The 14671-nt window shown below is 48.9% G+C and carries 18 protein-coding genes and 1 tRNA gene; 10 read left to right on the top strand and 9 right to left on the bottom strand.

Annotated features, from left to right (window positions below; genetic code table 11):
* Window positions 1-5: 5 nt before the first annotated feature.
* The 3 genes from WHS43_08380 to WHS43_08370 are packed head-to-tail and all read left to right on the top strand — an operon-like array spanning window position 6 to window position 2781.
* On the top strand, window positions 6-1712 hold the full coding sequence (locus WHS43_08380) for an FAD-dependent oxidoreductase (GenBank protein ID MEJ5339653.1): 1707 nt from the start codon (window positions 6-8) through the stop codon (window positions 1710-1712).
* A complete protein-coding gene (locus WHS43_08375; GenBank protein ID MEJ5339652.1) occupies window positions 1712-2356 on the top strand; it encodes a site-2 protease family protein in 645 nt (214 codons plus the stop codon). The genes WHS43_08380 and WHS43_08375 overlap by 1 nt, the downstream gene beginning before the upstream one ends.
* On the top strand, window positions 2353-2781 hold the full coding sequence (locus WHS43_08370) for a hypothetical protein (protein MEJ5339651.1): 429 nt from the start codon (window positions 2353-2355) through the stop codon (window positions 2779-2781). The genes WHS43_08375 and WHS43_08370 overlap by 4 nt, the downstream gene beginning before the upstream one ends.
* On the opposite strand, the gene WHS43_08365 is transcribed toward WHS43_08370, so the two are convergent.
* From WHS43_08365 to miaB, 3 genes are all read right to left on the bottom strand, one after another.
* A complete protein-coding gene (locus tag WHS43_08365) occupies window positions 2773-3255 on the bottom strand; it encodes a bifunctional nuclease family protein (protein MEJ5339650.1) in 483 nt (160 codons plus the stop codon). The genes WHS43_08370 and WHS43_08365 overlap by 9 nt on opposite strands.
* A gap of 77 nt (window positions 3256-3332) precedes the next feature.
* Window positions 3333-3698, bottom strand: coding sequence for a DUF29 family protein (locus WHS43_08360; protein ID MEJ5339649.1), 366 nt, complete (start codon window positions 3696-3698; stop codon window positions 3333-3335).
* Between the two features lie 9 nt (window positions 3699-3707).
* On the bottom strand, window positions 3708-5018 hold the full coding sequence (gene miaB / locus WHS43_08355; protein MEJ5339648.1) for a tRNA (N6-isopentenyl adenosine(37)-C2)-methylthiotransferase MiaB: 1311 nt from the start codon (window positions 5016-5018) through the stop codon (window positions 3708-3710).
* Window positions 5019-5037: 19 nt separating this feature from the next.
* Between miaB and WHS43_08350 the strand changes: the two genes are divergently transcribed.
* From WHS43_08350 to WHS43_08325, 6 genes are read left to right on the top strand one after another with little or no spacing between them, the layout of a single operon-like run.
* Window positions 5038-5895, top strand: coding sequence for a KaiC domain-containing protein (locus tag WHS43_08350; protein MEJ5339647.1), 858 nt, complete (start codon window positions 5038-5040; stop codon window positions 5893-5895).
* Window positions 5892-6617 carry a PP2C family serine/threonine-protein phosphatase gene (locus tag WHS43_08345; protein ID MEJ5339646.1) on the top strand — a complete coding sequence of 242 codons (726 nt, stop codon included), beginning with the start codon at window positions 5892-5894 and terminating at the stop codon, window positions 6615-6617. The genes WHS43_08350 and WHS43_08345 overlap by 4 nt, the downstream gene beginning before the upstream one ends.
* 1 nt (window position 6618) lies before the next feature.
* The gene (gene ahcY, locus WHS43_08340) at window positions 6619-7875 is read left to right on the top strand and encodes an adenosylhomocysteinase (GenBank protein MEJ5339645.1); all 1257 of its coding nucleotides are present in this window, start codon (window positions 6619-6621) and stop codon (window positions 7873-7875) included.
* A 33-nt stretch (window positions 7876-7908) separates the two neighbouring features.
* Window positions 7909-8112 carry a 50S ribosomal protein L28 gene (rpmB, locus tag WHS43_08335; protein ID MEJ5339644.1) on the top strand — a complete coding sequence of 68 codons (204 nt, stop codon included), beginning with the start codon at window positions 7909-7911 and terminating at the stop codon, window positions 8110-8112.
* Window positions 8112-9275, top strand: a complete 1164-nt coding sequence (gene aroC / locus WHS43_08330) for a chorismate synthase (protein ID MEJ5339643.1) — start codon at window positions 8112-8114, stop codon at window positions 9273-9275. The genes rpmB and aroC overlap by 1 nt, the downstream gene beginning before the upstream one ends.
* Window positions 9259-9996: an MlaE family lipid ABC transporter permease subunit gene (locus tag WHS43_08325; GenBank protein ID MEJ5339642.1), complete on the top strand. Its 738-nt coding sequence runs from the start codon at window positions 9259-9261 to the stop codon at window positions 9994-9996. The genes aroC and WHS43_08325 overlap by 17 nt, the downstream gene beginning before the upstream one ends.
* Before the next feature lie 84 nt (window positions 9997-10080).
* Here the strand turns inward: WHS43_08325 and WHS43_08320 are convergent, their stop codons facing one another.
* Window positions 10081-10425, bottom strand: coding sequence for a hypothetical protein (locus WHS43_08320; protein MEJ5339641.1), 345 nt, complete (start codon window positions 10423-10425; stop codon window positions 10081-10083).
* Between the two features lie 41 nt (window positions 10426-10466).
* Here WHS43_08320 and WHS43_08315 point away from each other — a divergent pair, with 41 nt between their 5' ends.
* A complete protein-coding gene (locus WHS43_08315) occupies window positions 10467-11285 on the top strand; it encodes a polyprenyl synthetase family protein (GenBank protein ID MEJ5339640.1) in 819 nt (272 codons plus the stop codon).
* On the opposite strand, the gene WHS43_08310 is transcribed toward WHS43_08315, so the two are convergent.
* The 5 genes from WHS43_08310 to atpA form a co-directional block, all read right to left on the bottom strand.
* Window positions 11246-11336: transfer RNA gene (locus tag WHS43_08310), tRNA-Ser, on the bottom strand. The genes WHS43_08315 and WHS43_08310 overlap by 40 nt on opposite strands.
* A 14-nt stretch (window positions 11337-11350) precedes the next feature.
* The gene (smpB, locus tag WHS43_08305) at window positions 11351-11827 is read right to left on the bottom strand and encodes an SsrA-binding protein SmpB (protein ID MEJ5339639.1); all 477 of its coding nucleotides are present in this window, start codon (window positions 11825-11827) and stop codon (window positions 11351-11353) included.
* A 4-nt stretch (window positions 11828-11831) separates the two neighbouring features.
* Complete coding sequence (locus WHS43_08300; protein MEJ5339638.1) at window positions 11832-12311, bottom strand: tetratricopeptide repeat protein; 480 nt, start codon at window positions 12309-12311, stop codon at window positions 11832-11834.
* 51 nt (window positions 12312-12362) lie between these two features.
* Complete coding sequence (locus tag WHS43_08295) at window positions 12363-13154, bottom strand: DUF72 domain-containing protein (protein ID MEJ5339637.1); 792 nt, start codon at window positions 13152-13154, stop codon at window positions 12363-12365.
* Window positions 13151-14662 carry a F0F1 ATP synthase subunit alpha gene (gene atpA, locus WHS43_08290; protein MEJ5339636.1) on the bottom strand — a complete coding sequence of 504 codons (1512 nt, stop codon included), beginning with the start codon at window positions 14660-14662 and terminating at the stop codon, window positions 13151-13153. Before atpA ends, WHS43_08295 begins: the two co-directional genes overlap by 4 nt.
* Window positions 14663-14671 lie beyond the last annotated feature (9 nt).

The following is a 14671-nucleotide window of genomic DNA, read 5'->3' as shown; positions in this document are numbered from 1 at the left end:
AAGCCATGAGAAGCTACCATGTTGTTGTTGTTGGTGCAGGCGGAGCCGGGCTTCGCACTGCCATAGAGTGTGCAAGAGACCCCTCCATAAGGGTTGCTGTAGTCTCCAAGGTCTACCCCACGCGCTCCCATACGGGCGCAGCACAGGGAGGGCTGAACGCAGCTCTTGGCAATGCAATCCCTCAGGACAGTCCGGAAGCCCACGCCTTTGACACTATAAAGGGCTCAGACTTCCTCGCAGACCAGGATGCTGTCTACTTTATGTGCAGAAATGCCCCGGATGTGGTCTACGAGCTTGACCGCTGGGGTGTTCCCTTTTCAAGGATGGAGGATGGCAGGATTGCCCAGAGACCCTTCGGTGGAGCTTCCTTTCCCAGAACTGTATACTCTGCAGACAGAACTGGGCATGTGCTTCTGCATACCCTCTTTGAACAGGCTCTTGCAAGGGAGAACATAGACTTCTTTAATGAGTTTTTCCTTCTTGACCTTATCCACAACGGGCAGAGGGTAAAGGGTGTTTCCCTTTATGATATAAAGAACGGAGAGGTGGTGAACTTAAGAGCCAAGGCTGTGGTCCTTGCCACAGGAGGCTTTGCACGCATATACTGGCAGAGGAGCACCAACGCCATAGGCAACACGGGAGATGGTGTGGCGGTTGCCCTGCTCAACGGTATGCCGCTAAAGGACATAGAGTTTATCCAGTTCCACCCCACAGGTCTTGCAAAAACTGGCATACTTCTTTCAGAGGCCTGTAGAGGAGAGGGTGGATATCTCATAAACAAACTGGGTGAACGCTTTATGGCAAGGTATGCTCCGGAAAAGATGGAGCTTGCTCCAAGGGATATGGTCTCGAGGGCGATTGAGTATGAGATAAAGGAGGGAAGAGGTTTTGGAGAAGGCACCTCTGCCTATGTGCTCCTTGACCTGAGGCACCTCGGAGAGGAAAAGATTAAGGAGAGGCTTCCTCAGGTGCGTCAGCTTGCCATAGACTTTGAGGGTGTGGACCCAGTTTACGACCCTGTGCCCATAAGACCTACCGCCCACTACTGCATGGGTGGAATTCACGTGGAGAACTACATGACCTCTTCTACACCCCTTGAGGGGCTATATGCAGTGGGTGAATGCGCCTGTGTGTCAGTGCACGGTGCCAACAGGCTGGGCGGCAATTCCCTTATAGAGCTTCTTGTCTTTGGCAAGTTCTGCGGAATATCCGCAAGAGAGTACGCAAGGCAGGTAGATTTCCCTGAACTATCGCCCGGTGAAGAGTCAAAGGGCAGGGAGTTCATAGAAAACCTTATGAAAAGGGAGGGCTATGAGAGGCTTGCGGATGTGAGAAAAAGGATGGGTGAGGTTACCTGGGGGAAGATGGGTATATTCAGGGATGAGAAGTCTCTGACCTCTGCCTACGAGGAGCTTTCCGAGCTTCTTGAACGCTGGGAAAGGATTCCAGTGGTTGATAAAAGCAAAGTTTTCAACACAAATCTTATAGAACTCCTTGAACTCAGAAACATGCTTCACCTCGGGAGGGCAGTTGCCTATTGTGCCCTTCAAAGAAGAGAGTCACGGGGCGGGCACTACAGAGAGGACTATCCTGAAAGGGACGATGAGAACTTTCTAAAGCACACCCTTGTGTGGCAGGAGGGCGATGAGCTGAAGATAGACTACATGGAAGTAAAAATAACCCACCACCAGCCAGCGGAGAGGAAGTATTGATGGACTTACAGACTGCAGTGGTGGCTCTGCCAGCACTTATGATGGCGGTTATACTCCATGAATACGCTCATGGTTGGGTTGCCTACAGGATGGGGGACCCAACCGCCAAGGAGTTTGGCAGGCTTACCCTTAACCCCATACCTCATATAGACCTTCTTGGCACCATAATCCTCCCCGGCATGCTCATGCTCATAGGCTCGCCCATACTCTTCGGCTGGGCAAAGCCAGTTCCCATAAACCCCCTCAGGTTCAGAGACCTGAGAGTGGGAACCTTCTTTGTCTCCATAGCGGGCATTGTGATGAACATCTGGCTGGCTCTTGTCTTTGCCCTTCTCTACAGGTTGATAAGGGATGGTTATCTAAACTTTATGGGTGATGCGGTTCTTATTCCCCTTGCCCTTTTCTCCGCTCATGCGGTCCTCATAAACCTTGTGCTTGCCTTTTTTAACGCCATACCCATACCACCTCTTGATGGGAGCAGGGCAGTTATGAGCTTTTTCTCCGTAAGATACTGGGAGCTCTTTTACAGGTTTGAAATGTATGGCTTTCTTATAATAACTCTTCTTCTCTTCACGGGCGTGCTGGGAAGGGTCATATTTCCTCCCATTCTTTTCCTCTGGAACTATCTTTTAGGTAGAATATGAGGTCATGGGTTTACTACATAGAGCTTACTGGATACTACCGGGAAGGGAGCAGGGAAAGTGTATCTGCGGTCTATGTGGTGGCTCTGCCAGAAGATAAACCCCTGAACCCGGTTGATATGGAATGCTACGCTTCTGAGTATGCACCTGCAAAGCTGGCAATAGAGCATGGTATGGCTTATGCTGTGGGCTTTGATGAAAGAATAGAAAACCTTCAGACCTACGACCTCATGGGCTACCGGGAGGATATGGAGCTTTACATCTTTAGAGAAGGTCTGAGCTTTCAGGAGGGTCTTGAAAGGGTCTACAGGCTGTTATACGAAAACCTGAAGAAGGATGGGCTTGTAGGTGTGGAGCCCATCGTAGACGTGGGAAGCCCCCCAAGAGAGCTCATGGTAGAGTGTCTGAAGAGAGCTATCTCAGCTTAGCCCCTTCTCAAAGTCTTCGGGTTTTATGTTCTCAAGCCATTCTTTGAGTTTTTCCTTTTCCTCTTCCTCCTCAGGCTTTGGCACTTTGGATTTTTCCAGCACTTCCTCCTCCACAAACAATGGAGCATCAAACCTGAGGGCAAGGTTTATGGCGTCGCTTGGCCTTGAGTCTATAACTATTAGGTTGTTACCCTGTATGAGATGAAGCTCTGCGTAGTATGTGCTGTCTTTCAGGTCGTTTATTACCACCTTTTCCAGCCTTGCTCCCATGTTCTCAATTATATTCTTGGTAAGCTCGTAAGTCATTGGCCTTGGAGGTTCCACATTCTGAAGCTGACGCACTATGCTGTCCGCCTCAAATATACCAATCCATATGGGAAGCAAAACCTCCTCGTTATCTTTTGCCTTCAGCACCACTATGGGCATCTGAGATACAGGGTCAAGGGTAACTCCATGCACCACCATCTCAATCATGGCAGACCTCCATTTATAAATTTATTCTTCACGCCTCTCTACAGCAACCTCAGTTAGTTCAGTTTTCCACATCCACTTTAGCCTTTGTGCCTTATTTCCTTCCTCAGGTCTCTTGTCATCGTCTCCTCATAAGTGTAAGGGCCTTTTTCAGGAATAATAGCTATGAGGTCATCTCTATCTATGTCCCTTAGCCATATTCCTATTCTGTCCACCGCATCTTTCCATGCAATTGACAAGTATTCGGGCAATTTCTTCTTCAGGCTCGGGTATCTCCTGAAGAGACTGTTTATCTCTGCTCTGGCTTCCTCTAAGCTTCTTATCCAGCTCAGCCCACCCTTTTCTTCACCAGCCTGAGTATATCTTCGGAGATTGTCCCATTTATACATGTATTCCAGAGTCCTTGCAAGCTGGCTTATGCAGGCGTTGAGGTCTGACCTTGCCATACCTTGTGCCTATCCTATTACCTCCACAGGCTCACATTCCATGCTGAAGGGCCTTGAACTTATGACTCTGACCTTTACGGTCTTTCCGAGAATCTCCTCAGAACCCGGTAGAGTAGCCCACCTGTTGGTTCTTGTTCTCCCTGTTAGTCTGCCATCCTCGTAGCCTTCAATAAGCACTTCCTGCTCTGTCCCCTCATAGGATTTTGCAATATCAGAAAGTATCCTTTTCTGAAGCTCCAGAAGCCTTGACATCCTCTGAGTTTTTATCTCATCGGATACCTGTCCTTTCATGGAGTATGCTGGAGTGTCAGGCCTTGGAGAGTATTTGAAGGAGAAAACCTGTTCAAACCTTACCTTTTCCAGCACATCAAGGGTCTCTTCAAAGTCCTCTTCAGTTTCTGTGGGAAATCCCACTATGATATCGGTGGAAAAGGTTATACCCTTTACATAATGCTTGAGCATGTCAATTTTTTCAAGGTATTCTTCCTTCGTGTAGCCTCTGTCCATGAGCTTGAGAATCCTTGTGGAGCCCGCCTGCACAGGCAGGTGTATGTGCTCGCACACCTGTGGGATTTCTCCCATGGCTCTTGCTATGTTTTCTTTCAGGTCTTTTGGATGTCCAGTGGTAAACCTTATTCTTTCAACGCCCGGCACCTCTGCCACCCTGTAGAGGAGCTCCTCAAAGGGAACTCCAAGGTCTTGACCCCAGGCGGTCACGTTCTGACCAAGAAGGTGAATTTCTTTCACTCCATCTTTCACCAAGGAGCTGACTTCTAAAAGAATGCTATCCAGACTCCTTGACCTCTGTCTTCCTCTTGTCTTTGGCACAACGCAGTAGGTGCAGTTCTTATCGCACCCCTTCATCACAGTCACATATGCACAGAACTGGTTATCTCTGACTGTATCATATTCCCAGAGCCTGTCCTCGTCCTCTGGGGGATTTTCCAGAATAGCTATGGCTCTGTATCCAGCCTGTGCCTGCTGGATGAGCTCTGGTAGCTGATGCATGTTGAAGCTGGAGAACATCAAGTCCACCACAGGAGCCTTCTGCACTAGCTCCTCCCCCATCCTCTGGGCAAGGCATCCGCACACGCCTATAAGAGCTTTTGGGTTTTTCTCCTTTATCTTCCTGTATTCTCCGAGGTGAGAGTAGACCTTCTGGTCTGGCTTTTCCCTTATGGTGCACGTGTTTATAAGGATTATGTCCGCATCTTCCCAGCTCAGGGCCGGCTCGTAGCCCATAGTCTGCAGGATACCTCTGAGCCTTTCCGAGTCGTTGAAGTTCATCTGGCATCCAAAGGTTTTTATAAAGTATTTCATGGTGTTAAAATTTAGTCCAATGGAAGAAAGAAAGCCAGAGGTGGTGGAAGAAAGCATCTGGGTTGCAGGTGAGGCTGTAAAGAAAGCTCCCAAGCTCTATGGAGTGCCCACGGGCGTTGAGGGGCTTGATGAGCTTTTCTTCACCTCAGAACTTCATGATGGAAAGCCTGTGAAGAAGCCCCTTGGGGGCATACCTGCCTACTCGGTCACCAACATAACAGGAGTCTCCGATACGGGAAAGAGCCTGATGGCAGAACAGTATACGGTAATGCAGGCAAGCAGAGGAGAGCCGGTAGCCTTCATAACTGTGGAGGCACCAGCGCATTTCACCATCGCTGGTATAAATGAAAGGGCAAAAGCCATGGGTATTGATTTTGAGCGGGTAGAAGACCGCATAATCCTCATAGATGCAGCAAGTCACAGCAGGCTCAGAGAAAACATTCCCGACCTTCTTGCCACACTTGCCCATGTGATAAAAACTTACAGGGTAAAGCATACGGTTATAGATTCTGTGACAGGACTTTATGAAGCCAGAGAGATGCAGGCAAGGGTTGTGGTGCGTCAGCTATTTAACTTTATGAAAAAGTGGTATCAGACTGCCCTCTTTATTTCTCAGAAAAGGAGCGGGCATGAGGAGCTTACCGCTGAGGCAGCTGGGGGCTACGCCATAAGCCACATAGTGGATTGCTCCATGGTGCTTTCCAAGGACATAGTCCTCTCGCAGGCACAGTCAAAACTTTACAGAAAGCCTATAGGAGAGATAGTCAGGTTCTTCCGCATAGATGGATGCAGGCTGTGTGGACACGATACCAGAACCCACTTTATGGAGATAACTGAGCTGGGGCTTGTCAAAATTGGACCCCCACTCAGTGGATGAGGCTAAAGGTCTGCTATTTTACACACAGGGGATACAGGTCCAAAAACGAAGATGCCCTGCTCATTGATGGGCTTGTCCTTCAGGAAGAGCTTATGGAAGAGGTTGAATGCATTTCTTTTTTTGGTGGTGGACTCTTTGCCGTGGCTGACGGACTTGGTGGACACAGAGGTGGGGAGTTGGCAAGTAAAATGCTTCTTGAAAGGCTTGCGGAAAGGAAACCGCAGAGCAGGGGCGAGCTTTTTGACACCCTGAGAACTGCGAGGGACAGGCTTGAAGACTTTGCAAGGGGGAGCCCTATCTACTATGGACTCGGCGCTGCAGTGGCCGGGCTAATAATTCTTGAAGAGAAGGCTCTTGTCTTCAACGTGGGGGACTGCAGAGTTTACGGTATTGAGGTGGACAGAGTCATCAGGCTCACACAGGACCATACAGAGGCAGAGGAGCTCGTCAAAGCTGGCTTCCTTGACCCTCGGAGAGCAAAGCACGACCCCAGAAGGAACTTTCTCACATCTGCTATAATAGGAAGCCCAGACTTTAAAGATTTTGAGGTTTTTACGAAGGAGGTGTATGATTACAGACACTATCTCATATGCTCAGATGGTGTCTGGGAGCCTCTGGAAGAAGAAGAGCTCCTGTTGCCACCAGACAACATGGTAGAAGCGCTTCTGCAGAAGGGTGGCGATGACAACATGAGCTTTATAAACATACGAGTGGAGGTATAAAATGGACTACCATGTGAAGGACCTGAGCCTTGCTGAGCTCGGGAAAAACAGGATTGAATGGGCGGAGAAAGATATGCCCGTTCTCAGGAGCATAAGGGAGAGCTTTTCAGAGGAAAAGCCCTTTAGGGGTGTCCGCATATCTGCCTGCCTTCATGTGACCACAGAGACCGCCAACCTCCTCATAACCCTCAGGGAAGGTGGAGCGGAAGTATATCTGACTGCCTCAAACCCACTTTCCACCCAGGATGATGTGGCCGCAGCTCTCGTGAAATTTTTTGACATCCCCGTCTTTGCCATAAAGGGGGAAGACACAGAAACCTATTACATGCACCTTCGGGAGGTTATAAGTAGAGAGCCTCACATAGTTATAGATGACGGTGCAGACCTTATATCCACCCTTCACAGAGAGTTTCCAGAGCTTTCAAAGAAGGTCTACGGAGGCATGGAGGAGACTACAACTGGTGTAATAAGGCTAAGAGCCATGGCTCAGCAGGGAGTGCTTGAGTTTCCCATAATAGCGGTAAACGATGCCTACACAAAGCACATGTTTGACAACCGCTATGGTACAGGACAGTCCACCATAGACGCCATAATGAGGGCAACCAACAGGCTGATCGCAGGTTCTTACTTTGTGGTGGCAGGCTACGGCTGGTGTGGGAAGGGGGTAGCCCAGAGGGCGAGGGGCATGGGTGCAACGGTCATAGTCTGCGAGGTGGACCCCATAAAAGCCCTTGAGGCAAAGATGGATGGCTTTCTGGTGATGCCCATGTCTGAAGCCTGCAGGCTGGGAGACTTTTTTGTAACTGTGACGGGCAACACCTCTGTAATAAGAGAAGAACACTTTGAAAAGATGAAGGACGGAGCCATAGTTTCCAACGCCGGACACTTTAACGTGGAAATAGACATACAGGCTCTGGAGGAGCTGAGCATGGGCAAGAGGGAAATAAGACCCTTTGTGGAAGAATACACTCTCAAGGACGGTAGAAGGGTATACCTTCTTGCCCAGGGCAGGCTTGTAAACCTTGCCAGTGCAGAGGGACATCCGGCGTCGGTCATGGACATGAGCTTTGCCAATCAGGCACTTTCTGCGGAGTATATCCTTAAAAACCACCAGAACCTTAACAGAGACGTTTACAGAGTCCCCGAAGAAATAGATAGAAAGGTGGCAGAGCTCAAGCTCAGGAGTATGGGCGTTGAGATAGACAGGCTGACAGAGGAGCAGGTCAGATACCTGTCCTCCTGGGAATTTGGCACTTAGTTTATAATATTGTCCTTTCAAAGGAGGTTTACTATGGCAAGCTGTTATGTTTGCGGAAAAACCACAAAGTTTGGTAAGAGTGTGACCTTCTCTGCGGAGCAGAACTCAAGAACCTTCAAGCCAAACCTTCAGAGGGTAAGAGTGGTGCTCCCGGATGGCTCTGTGAAGAGAGTCTACGTATGCGCCAAGTGCCTTAAGGCAGGTAAGGTCGTCAAAGCAGTTGTCGTCAGAGGCTGATGCCCATTAGATTTCTGACTGCAGGTGAATCACACGGTAGGGGGTTAGTCTGCATTCTTGAGGGCATCCCTGCCAATCTTTCCCTTTCTTCTGAATACATAAACAGAGAGCTTCAGAGAAGGCAGAGAGGCTATGGCAGGGGTGGGAGGATGAAGATAGAAAGCGACAGAGTTGAGTTTCTTTCAGGTCTGCGCTTTGGCAAAACTCTGGGAAGCCCAATATCTATGGTCATATGGAACAGGGACTGGGAAAACTGGTCTGAAAAGATGGCATACGAGGGTGAGCCTCCGGAGAGCGTGGTTCCTTTCACCAGACCCAGACCGGGGCATGCAGACCTTGTGGGGGGTATAAAATACAACCAGAGGGACCTCAGAAACATACTGGAAAGAGCCTCCGCAAGGGAAACTGCAGCAAGGGTTGCGGTGGGAGCGGTATGCAAGAGGTTTCTTGAGGAATTTGGCATAAAGATAGGAAGCTATGTGGTGTGCGTAGGGGGGCTAAAGCCGGAGATTAAAGAAGAAGAGCTTCTGAAGAGGCATGAGCTTGCGGAGAGCTCTGAGGTGCGTTTTCCAGACCCATCAAAGGATGAGGATTTCAGAAGGTTGATTGATAAGGCAAGAGAAAGGGGGGAGAGCCTCGGAGGCATCTTTGAGGTCTTTGCGGTGGGTGTGCCACCTGGCCTTGGAAGCCACGTACAGTGGGACAAGAGGCTTGACGGCAGAATAGCACAGGCTATGATGAGCATACAGGCTATAAAGGGTGTGGAAATAGGTGGTGGTTTTGAGCTGGCGGAGAGGTTTGGCTCTGAGGTTCACGATGAGATTGGTTGGTCAGAGGACAGAGGATACTTCCGGTATACCAACAACCTCGGCGGGACAGAAGGGGGAATAACGAACGGCATGCCCCTTGTGGTTCGCTGTGCCATGAAGCCCATACCAACCCTCACAAAACCTCTCAGGAGCGTGGACATAGGGACAAAGGAGGGGGTAAAGGCTGGAAAGGAAAGAAGCGACGTGGTGGCAGTTCCTGCCGCCTCCGTGGTGGGAGAAGCCATGCTTGCCATAGTGCTGGCGGATGCTCTCCTTGAAAAACTGGGTGGTGACTTCATGGAAGAGCTGAAGGAGAGGTTTGAGAGGTATCTCCAGCATGTCAAAAGTTTTTGAAGAGGTGGGAAGGGCTACGCTTCTTACCCTCTGGGGGCTGTACTTTATCTTCAGAAAACCTCCAAGGCTTAGACACTTCATAAAACAGCTTGCTTACCTTGCCTCTGAGACTGTGCCAGTAGTTGTTATAACTTCTCTCTTCTCTGGCGGCGTCATAGCCCTTCAGACCTACAGCACCTTTCATCGCTTTAACGCAGAGTTCCTAATAGGTGCGGTGGTTGCCATATCCATGGGAAGAGAGCTGGGACCTGTGCTCGCCTCTCTGATGGTGGTGGCAAGGGTGGGTTCTGCAATGACCGCCAACATAGGCACCATGAGAATTACCGAACAGATAGACGCCCTTGAGGTGATGGGTATAAACCCAAGGAGCTATCTTATCTCCCCGAGGCTCTTTGCCGGCATTGTGGGAGTTCCCATGCTGGTGGTAATTGCGGACCTTTCGGGTATATTCGGGGGGTGGTTTGTGGCGGTAAAGCTCTTTGGAGTGAACGAGTATCTCTTCTGGGAGAAGATGAAGGACCTGGCAGAGCTCTATGACTTTATAGGCGGTCTCTACAAGGCGGTCTTTTTTGGTTTTATCATCTCTGCAGTCAGTTGCTACTTTGGCTACTACACAAAGGGTGGCACAGAAGGTGTTGGAAGGGCAACCACAAACAGTGTGGTAACCTCTTCTATGCTGATACTTGTATCTGACTATTTTCTGACTGCCCTTATATTCTGAAGCCTGCAGATAGGGAGAGGCAGGTTTGCACTCACATAACCTTAAGAAGGGAAACACACTGAGAAGGGATTATTACGAGAGCAACTATTTTTCTCTACTCCTGTCAATCAGTAAATTCACCAGCATATTCATAAGTGTGTCAAACCTCTGGTTCAGGTGTCTTATTTCTGCCTTTAGCTCCTCGTAGTGTCTTTCTTCCTTCTCCTCAATCCTGTGGATTTGCGAAAGCAACTCGTCCCTTACGCTTATTATCAGAGTGAAAAGCTCCTGCTTGTCCTTTTCCTGCTTCTCCTCAAGGCGGAAAATGTGGCCAAGAAGCTCCTGCTTGTCCTTTTCCTGCTTCTCCAGTATTGCAGAAGTTCTTTCATCCACTATGTTGTAAATAAGTTCAAGAGTTATCTTCTTTACGGTGCTTTTTATCCACTCCATTGCTTATTCACCTCTTATAATTTTATTCCGTAAAGCTTGAGATGAAAAGCCTTGCTCTTTGGAAAGCAAACATAGAAAGCAGACTCAGAGAGCTTCTCAGACCCTTTGAACCTCTGATTTTTTACGAAGCCATGTCCTATTACCTCTTTCAGGAAGGGAAACGCATAAGACCCCTCTTCCTGTGTGCAGTCTGCGACGCACTCGGAGGAAACATAGAAGATGCCATTACCGTGGGCTGTGCTGTAGAGATGGTTCACAACTACTCCCTTATCCACGACGACCTTCCCGCTCTTGACAACGACAGCGTAAGAAGGGGTAAACCTACCTGTCATGTGGTTTTCGGTGAGGACCTTGCCATTCTGGCAGGAGATGCCCTTCTTACCCTTGCCTTTGAGGTGTTATCCAGAAAGGAAAATTTCTACAGCCTTGGGGAAGGTGAGCTTTTGCTCCTGGTCAGAGAGCTTGCAAAGGATTCGGGCTTTGAAGGTATGGTGGGCGGGCAGGTGATGGATATAAGAAAACTTTCCTCTCAGGAAGAGATAAGCCTCAAAAAAACTGCAAGACTCTTTTCTTTCTCTTTCAAGGCTGGTGGTGTAGTGGCAAAAAGGTCAGACCTTCTCCAGAAACTCCATGAGCTGGGGCTAAAGGTGGGATTGCTCTTTCAGATGGTGGATGACTGGAAGGATAAGGACGGTTTTTACTACCTGCACGGGGAAGCTCTGTGGGAAAGGATAGAGCTTCTGGGAGAGCAGTGCATACGTGTGGCTGAGCATGTGGGCGTGGAGACTGGAGAGTTTCTGAAACTCTTAGAGCTTGTTCTTGGCGGAGGGGGAGGGATTCGAACCCCCGGTGGGCTGTGAACCCACTGGTGATTTCAAATCACCCGCCTTCGTCCACTCGGCCACCCCTCCTGAAGGGATAAATATTATAGCTTTATCTTTCCTTCCTTCAACTCCCTTCTTAGCTGTCTCTCAAGGTCTCTCTGTCGGAGTTCCTCTCTCCTGTCGTAAGACTTTTTACCTCTGGCGAGGGCTATCTCCACCTTTGCCTTCCCATTCTTGAAGTAAATCCTGAGCGGTATAAGAGTATAGCCCTTTTCCTTTACCTTTCCCATAAGCCTGAGTATTTCCCTTTTGTGAAGCAGGAGTTTTCTGTTTCTCAGTGGGTCAGGGGGCTTTATGGTAGCGTAGCGATAAGGGGCTATGTAAAGGTTGTAGAGCCAGGCTTCTCCATCCTGAATCCTCACAAAACTGTCTTTAAAGGATACAGTCTGCCTGTTTCTCAGAGCCTTTACCTCAGGACCTTCAAGAACTATGCCGGCTTCGTAGGTTTCCAGTATTTCATACTCTGCCTTTGCCTCCTTATTATAGGCCACTGTAAGCTCTCCCCTTTGCTTTGCCATACTATCAGTTTAACATAGCCAGTATCTGGTGTCTGAGCACATGGGCTGGTCTGTAGTCTGGTGCTACCCTTACTGCGTTTTCCGCCTCCAGCAGGGCATCCTTAAACTGTCCCTTCATCAGATAAATCCTTGCAAGGTTCATATGGGGATACTGCCTTGGCTCATACCTTGGTGCGATTATGGCTCTTCTGAGCCACGGGATTGCCTCATCCAGCCTTCCCATAGCCATAAGGTATGAACCTATGTCGTTGTATGGATTTCCAAACTCCGGGTCTATCTCTATAGCCTTCAGGCACAGGTCTATGGCAGTCTCAAGTTCTCCAAGCATGCTGTAGGCCCAGCCCATGTAGGTGTATGCTTCTGCAGTAGGCTGAATATCTATGGACTGCTGATATAACTCGATTGCCTGCTGTATATTCCCGGCCATATGCTCCTGAAGAGCCTTCTCTAAAAGCTCCTTTGCGTCCCTGCTTATTTCCCTCATGGTAGAATTAAATATAGGCCTGTTAAAAAATTTGACAAGACAGGACTAAAATCACTCCCATTCCCTTTCTCTCAGAGAACTCTGGAGGTTTCTGGGTATCTCTACCCTCAGACCAAAGAGCAGTTTGAGCTGAAGGGCATTGAGCACCGCCTGAGCCCTTACTGTGTTGTTGAAGAAGATATAGGTGTCCCTTTCCCCCAGTTTTTTAACCTTTTCCTTTATCTTCTTAAGCTCATCAAGGGAATAGGTGTAGTCGTATAGATGTTCAGGGTCTCTCCCGTGAAGTCTCACGTAGTTTATGGCACCCACACCAACCCATGGACCCACCAGAAACCTGCCTCCCTTCGGTGCGTCAGAGTTAACCAGAGAAAATCCAAGCTCTTCAACAAGTTGGTAAAAGTCCGCTTTTCTAAAGCTCCTGTTTCTGACCTCAAGGACCTTCTGCACACCTCTGAAATCTTCCGAAAGCCTTCTCAGGTAATGAAGATTCTCCTCTCTATAGCCAAAGCTTTCTGGGAACTGAAAGAGAATGGCTATGAACCTGTCTTCTTCAAAGATAGGCTCTATGGCGTGGAGAAACTTCTTAACGTCATCCTGAGTGTAGTTTTTAAAATGGGTAAAGCTTCTGTGGGCCTTGAAGGCAAACCTGAGGCTTGATGTTCTTGAAAGCATACTTCTTACCGTTCCCCTGCTGGGGAAGGCATAGAAGGATGAGTTTATCTCAACCACTTCAAAATACTGGGCGTAAAACCTTATGTAATCCTCCCTTTTTAAAAGGGGAGGGTAGAACCCTCCCACCCAGTCTCTGTAAAAAAAGCCACTACAGCCTATGTATACCCTCAAGGAATGAACTTGGACTTGAAGTCCTTAAGGGCTTCCTCTATTTTTGCCTTGAGCTGGTCATCAAGAGCTTTCTTTTCCCTTATCTCCTTGAGAAGCTCTGCTCTCTCTCTGTCAAGGTAGGTGTATAGCTCCTTTTCAAACTTTCTTACAGATTCGACCGGAAGGTCATCAAGGTATCCGTTGGTGCCTGCGTATATGGCTATTATCTGCTTTTCTACGGGTATGGGGCTGTAGGGCTCCTGTTTGAGAAGCTCCACAAGCCTGAGACCTCTGTTTATGGTCTGCTGGGTTGCCTTGTCAAGCTCTGAGGCGAATTGAACGAAAGCCTCAAGCTCTCTAAACTGAGCGAGGTCAAGTCTGAGTGTTCCGGCCACCTGCTTCATCGCCTTTATCTGAGCTGCACCTCCAACCCTTGAAACAGAAAGACCCACGTTTATGGCAGGTCTTATGCCCTTGTTAAAGAGGTCTGGCTCAAGGTAAATCTGACCGTCTGTTATGGATATGACGTTGGTGGGAATGTATGCTGCCACGTCGCCAGCCTTTGTCTCTATAACTGGAAGGGCAGTAAGAGAACCAGCACCCATCTCGTCGTTGAGCTTGGCAGCACGCTCTAAAAGCCTTGAATGCAGGTAGAAGACGTCTCCCGGATATGCCTCCCTTCCAGGTGGCCTTCTCATCAGGAGAGAGAGCTGTCTGTATGCCTCTGCGTGCTTGGAAAGGTCATCGTAGATGATTAGGGCATGCTTGCCGTTGTCCCTGAAATACTCCCCAATGGTGCATCCCACAAAGGGAGCAAGGTATTGAAGTGAAGCTGGGTCTGTGGCGGATGCCACTACCACGCATGTGTATTCCATGGCACCACTTCTCTCAAGAAGCTCTATGATTCTTGCTGTAGTTGACCTTTTCTGACCAATTGCCACATATATGCAGTAGACGTCCGTGTCCTTCTGGTTAAGTATGGTGTCTATACATATGGTTGTTCTTCCCGTTGACCTGTCGCCAATGATGAGCTCCCTCTGACCCCTTCCTATGGGTATCATGGCGTCTATTGCCTTTATGCCCGTCTGGAGTGGCTCATGAACGGACTTTCTCTTTACAACTCCCGGGGCTATCTTCTCCACAGGAGAGCGGTATTCATACTTTATAGGTCCCTTACCATCAAGGGGATTTCCTAGAGGGTCAATAACTCTACCTATGAGCCCCTCGCCCACCGGAGCATCAAGTATCCTCCCCGTTCTTCTAACTATAGAACCTTCCCTTATACCGCTCTCGCTACCAAGGACTATGATACCCACGTTGTCCTCTTCAAGGTTAAAGGCCAGGCCCATGGTTCCGCCTTCAAACTCCACAAGCTCGTTAGCCATAACATTGTCAAGTCCGTAAGCCCTCGCCACACCATCACCCACGTAGTAAACAACACCAACCTCTTCCATCTTTGCCGATGCTTCAAAACCCTTTATCTGTTCCTTCAGGAGCCCAAGAGCTTCTTCGTAGGTTATGGTTGCCATAACAAACCT

The sequence above is a fragment of the Aquificaceae bacterium genome, from assembly GCA_037481935.1.
Taxonomy (GTDB): Bacteria; Aquificota; Aquificia; order Aquificales; family Aquificaceae; genus Pampinifervens.
This window is presented reverse-complemented; position numbering and strand designations above follow the sequence as displayed.

Excerpts from the sequence above, each read along its gene's own strand:
- WHS43_08360 (MEJ5339649.1), bottom strand. The coding sequence starts at position 3,698 with ATGGCAAGGTCAGACCTCAACGCCTGCATAAGCCAGCTTGCAAGGACT.
- WHS43_08300 (MEJ5339638.1), bottom strand. The coding sequence starts at position 12,311 with ATGAGGGAAATAAGCAGGGACGCAAAGGAGCTTTTAGAGAAGGCTCTT.
- WHS43_08320 (MEJ5339641.1), bottom strand. The coding sequence starts at position 10,425 with ATGGAGTGGATAAAAAGCACCGTAAAGAAGATAACTCTTGAACTTATT.
- atpA (MEJ5339636.1), bottom strand. The coding sequence starts at position 14,662 with ATGGCAACCATAACCTACGAAGAAGCTCTTGGGCTCCTGAAGGAACAG.
- WHS43_08365 (MEJ5339650.1), bottom strand. The coding sequence starts at position 3,255 with ATGATTGAGATGGTGGTGCATGGAGTTACCCTTGACCCTGTATCTCAG.
- smpB (MEJ5339639.1), bottom strand. The coding sequence starts at position 11,827 with ATGGCAAAGCAAAGGGGAGAGCTTACAGTGGCCTATAATAAGGAGGCA.
- WHS43_08375 (MEJ5339652.1), top strand. The coding sequence starts at position 1,712 with ATGGACTTACAGACTGCAGTGGTGGCTCTGCCAGCACTTATGATGGCG.
- ahcY (MEJ5339645.1), top strand. The coding sequence starts at position 6,619 with ATGGACTACCATGTGAAGGACCTGAGCCTTGCTGAGCTCGGGAAAAAC.
- rpmB (MEJ5339644.1), top strand. The coding sequence starts at position 7,909 with ATGGCAAGCTGTTATGTTTGCGGAAAAACCACAAAGTTTGGTAAGAGT.
- WHS43_08325 (MEJ5339642.1), top strand. The coding sequence starts at position 9,259 with ATGTCAAAAGTTTTTGAAGAGGTGGGAAGGGCTACGCTTCTTACCCTC.
- WHS43_08345 (MEJ5339646.1), top strand. The coding sequence starts at position 5,892 with ATGAGGCTAAAGGTCTGCTATTTTACACACAGGGGATACAGGTCCAAA.
- WHS43_08370 (MEJ5339651.1), top strand. The coding sequence starts at position 2,353 with ATGAGGTCATGGGTTTACTACATAGAGCTTACTGGATACTACCGGGAA.
- WHS43_08315 (MEJ5339640.1), top strand. The coding sequence starts at position 10,467 with ATGAAAAGCCTTGCTCTTTGGAAAGCAAACATAGAAAGCAGACTCAGA.
- WHS43_08350 (MEJ5339647.1), top strand. The coding sequence starts at position 5,038 with ATGGAAGAAAGAAAGCCAGAGGTGGTGGAAGAAAGCATCTGGGTTGCA.
- miaB (MEJ5339648.1), bottom strand. The coding sequence starts at position 5,018 with ATGAAATACTTTATAAAAACCTTTGGATGCCAGATGAACTTCAACGAC.
- WHS43_08380 (MEJ5339653.1), top strand. The coding sequence starts at position 6 with ATGAGAAGCTACCATGTTGTTGTTGTTGGTGCAGGCGGAGCCGGGCTT.
- aroC (MEJ5339643.1), top strand. The coding sequence starts at position 8,112 with ATGCCCATTAGATTTCTGACTGCAGGTGAATCACACGGTAGGGGGTTA.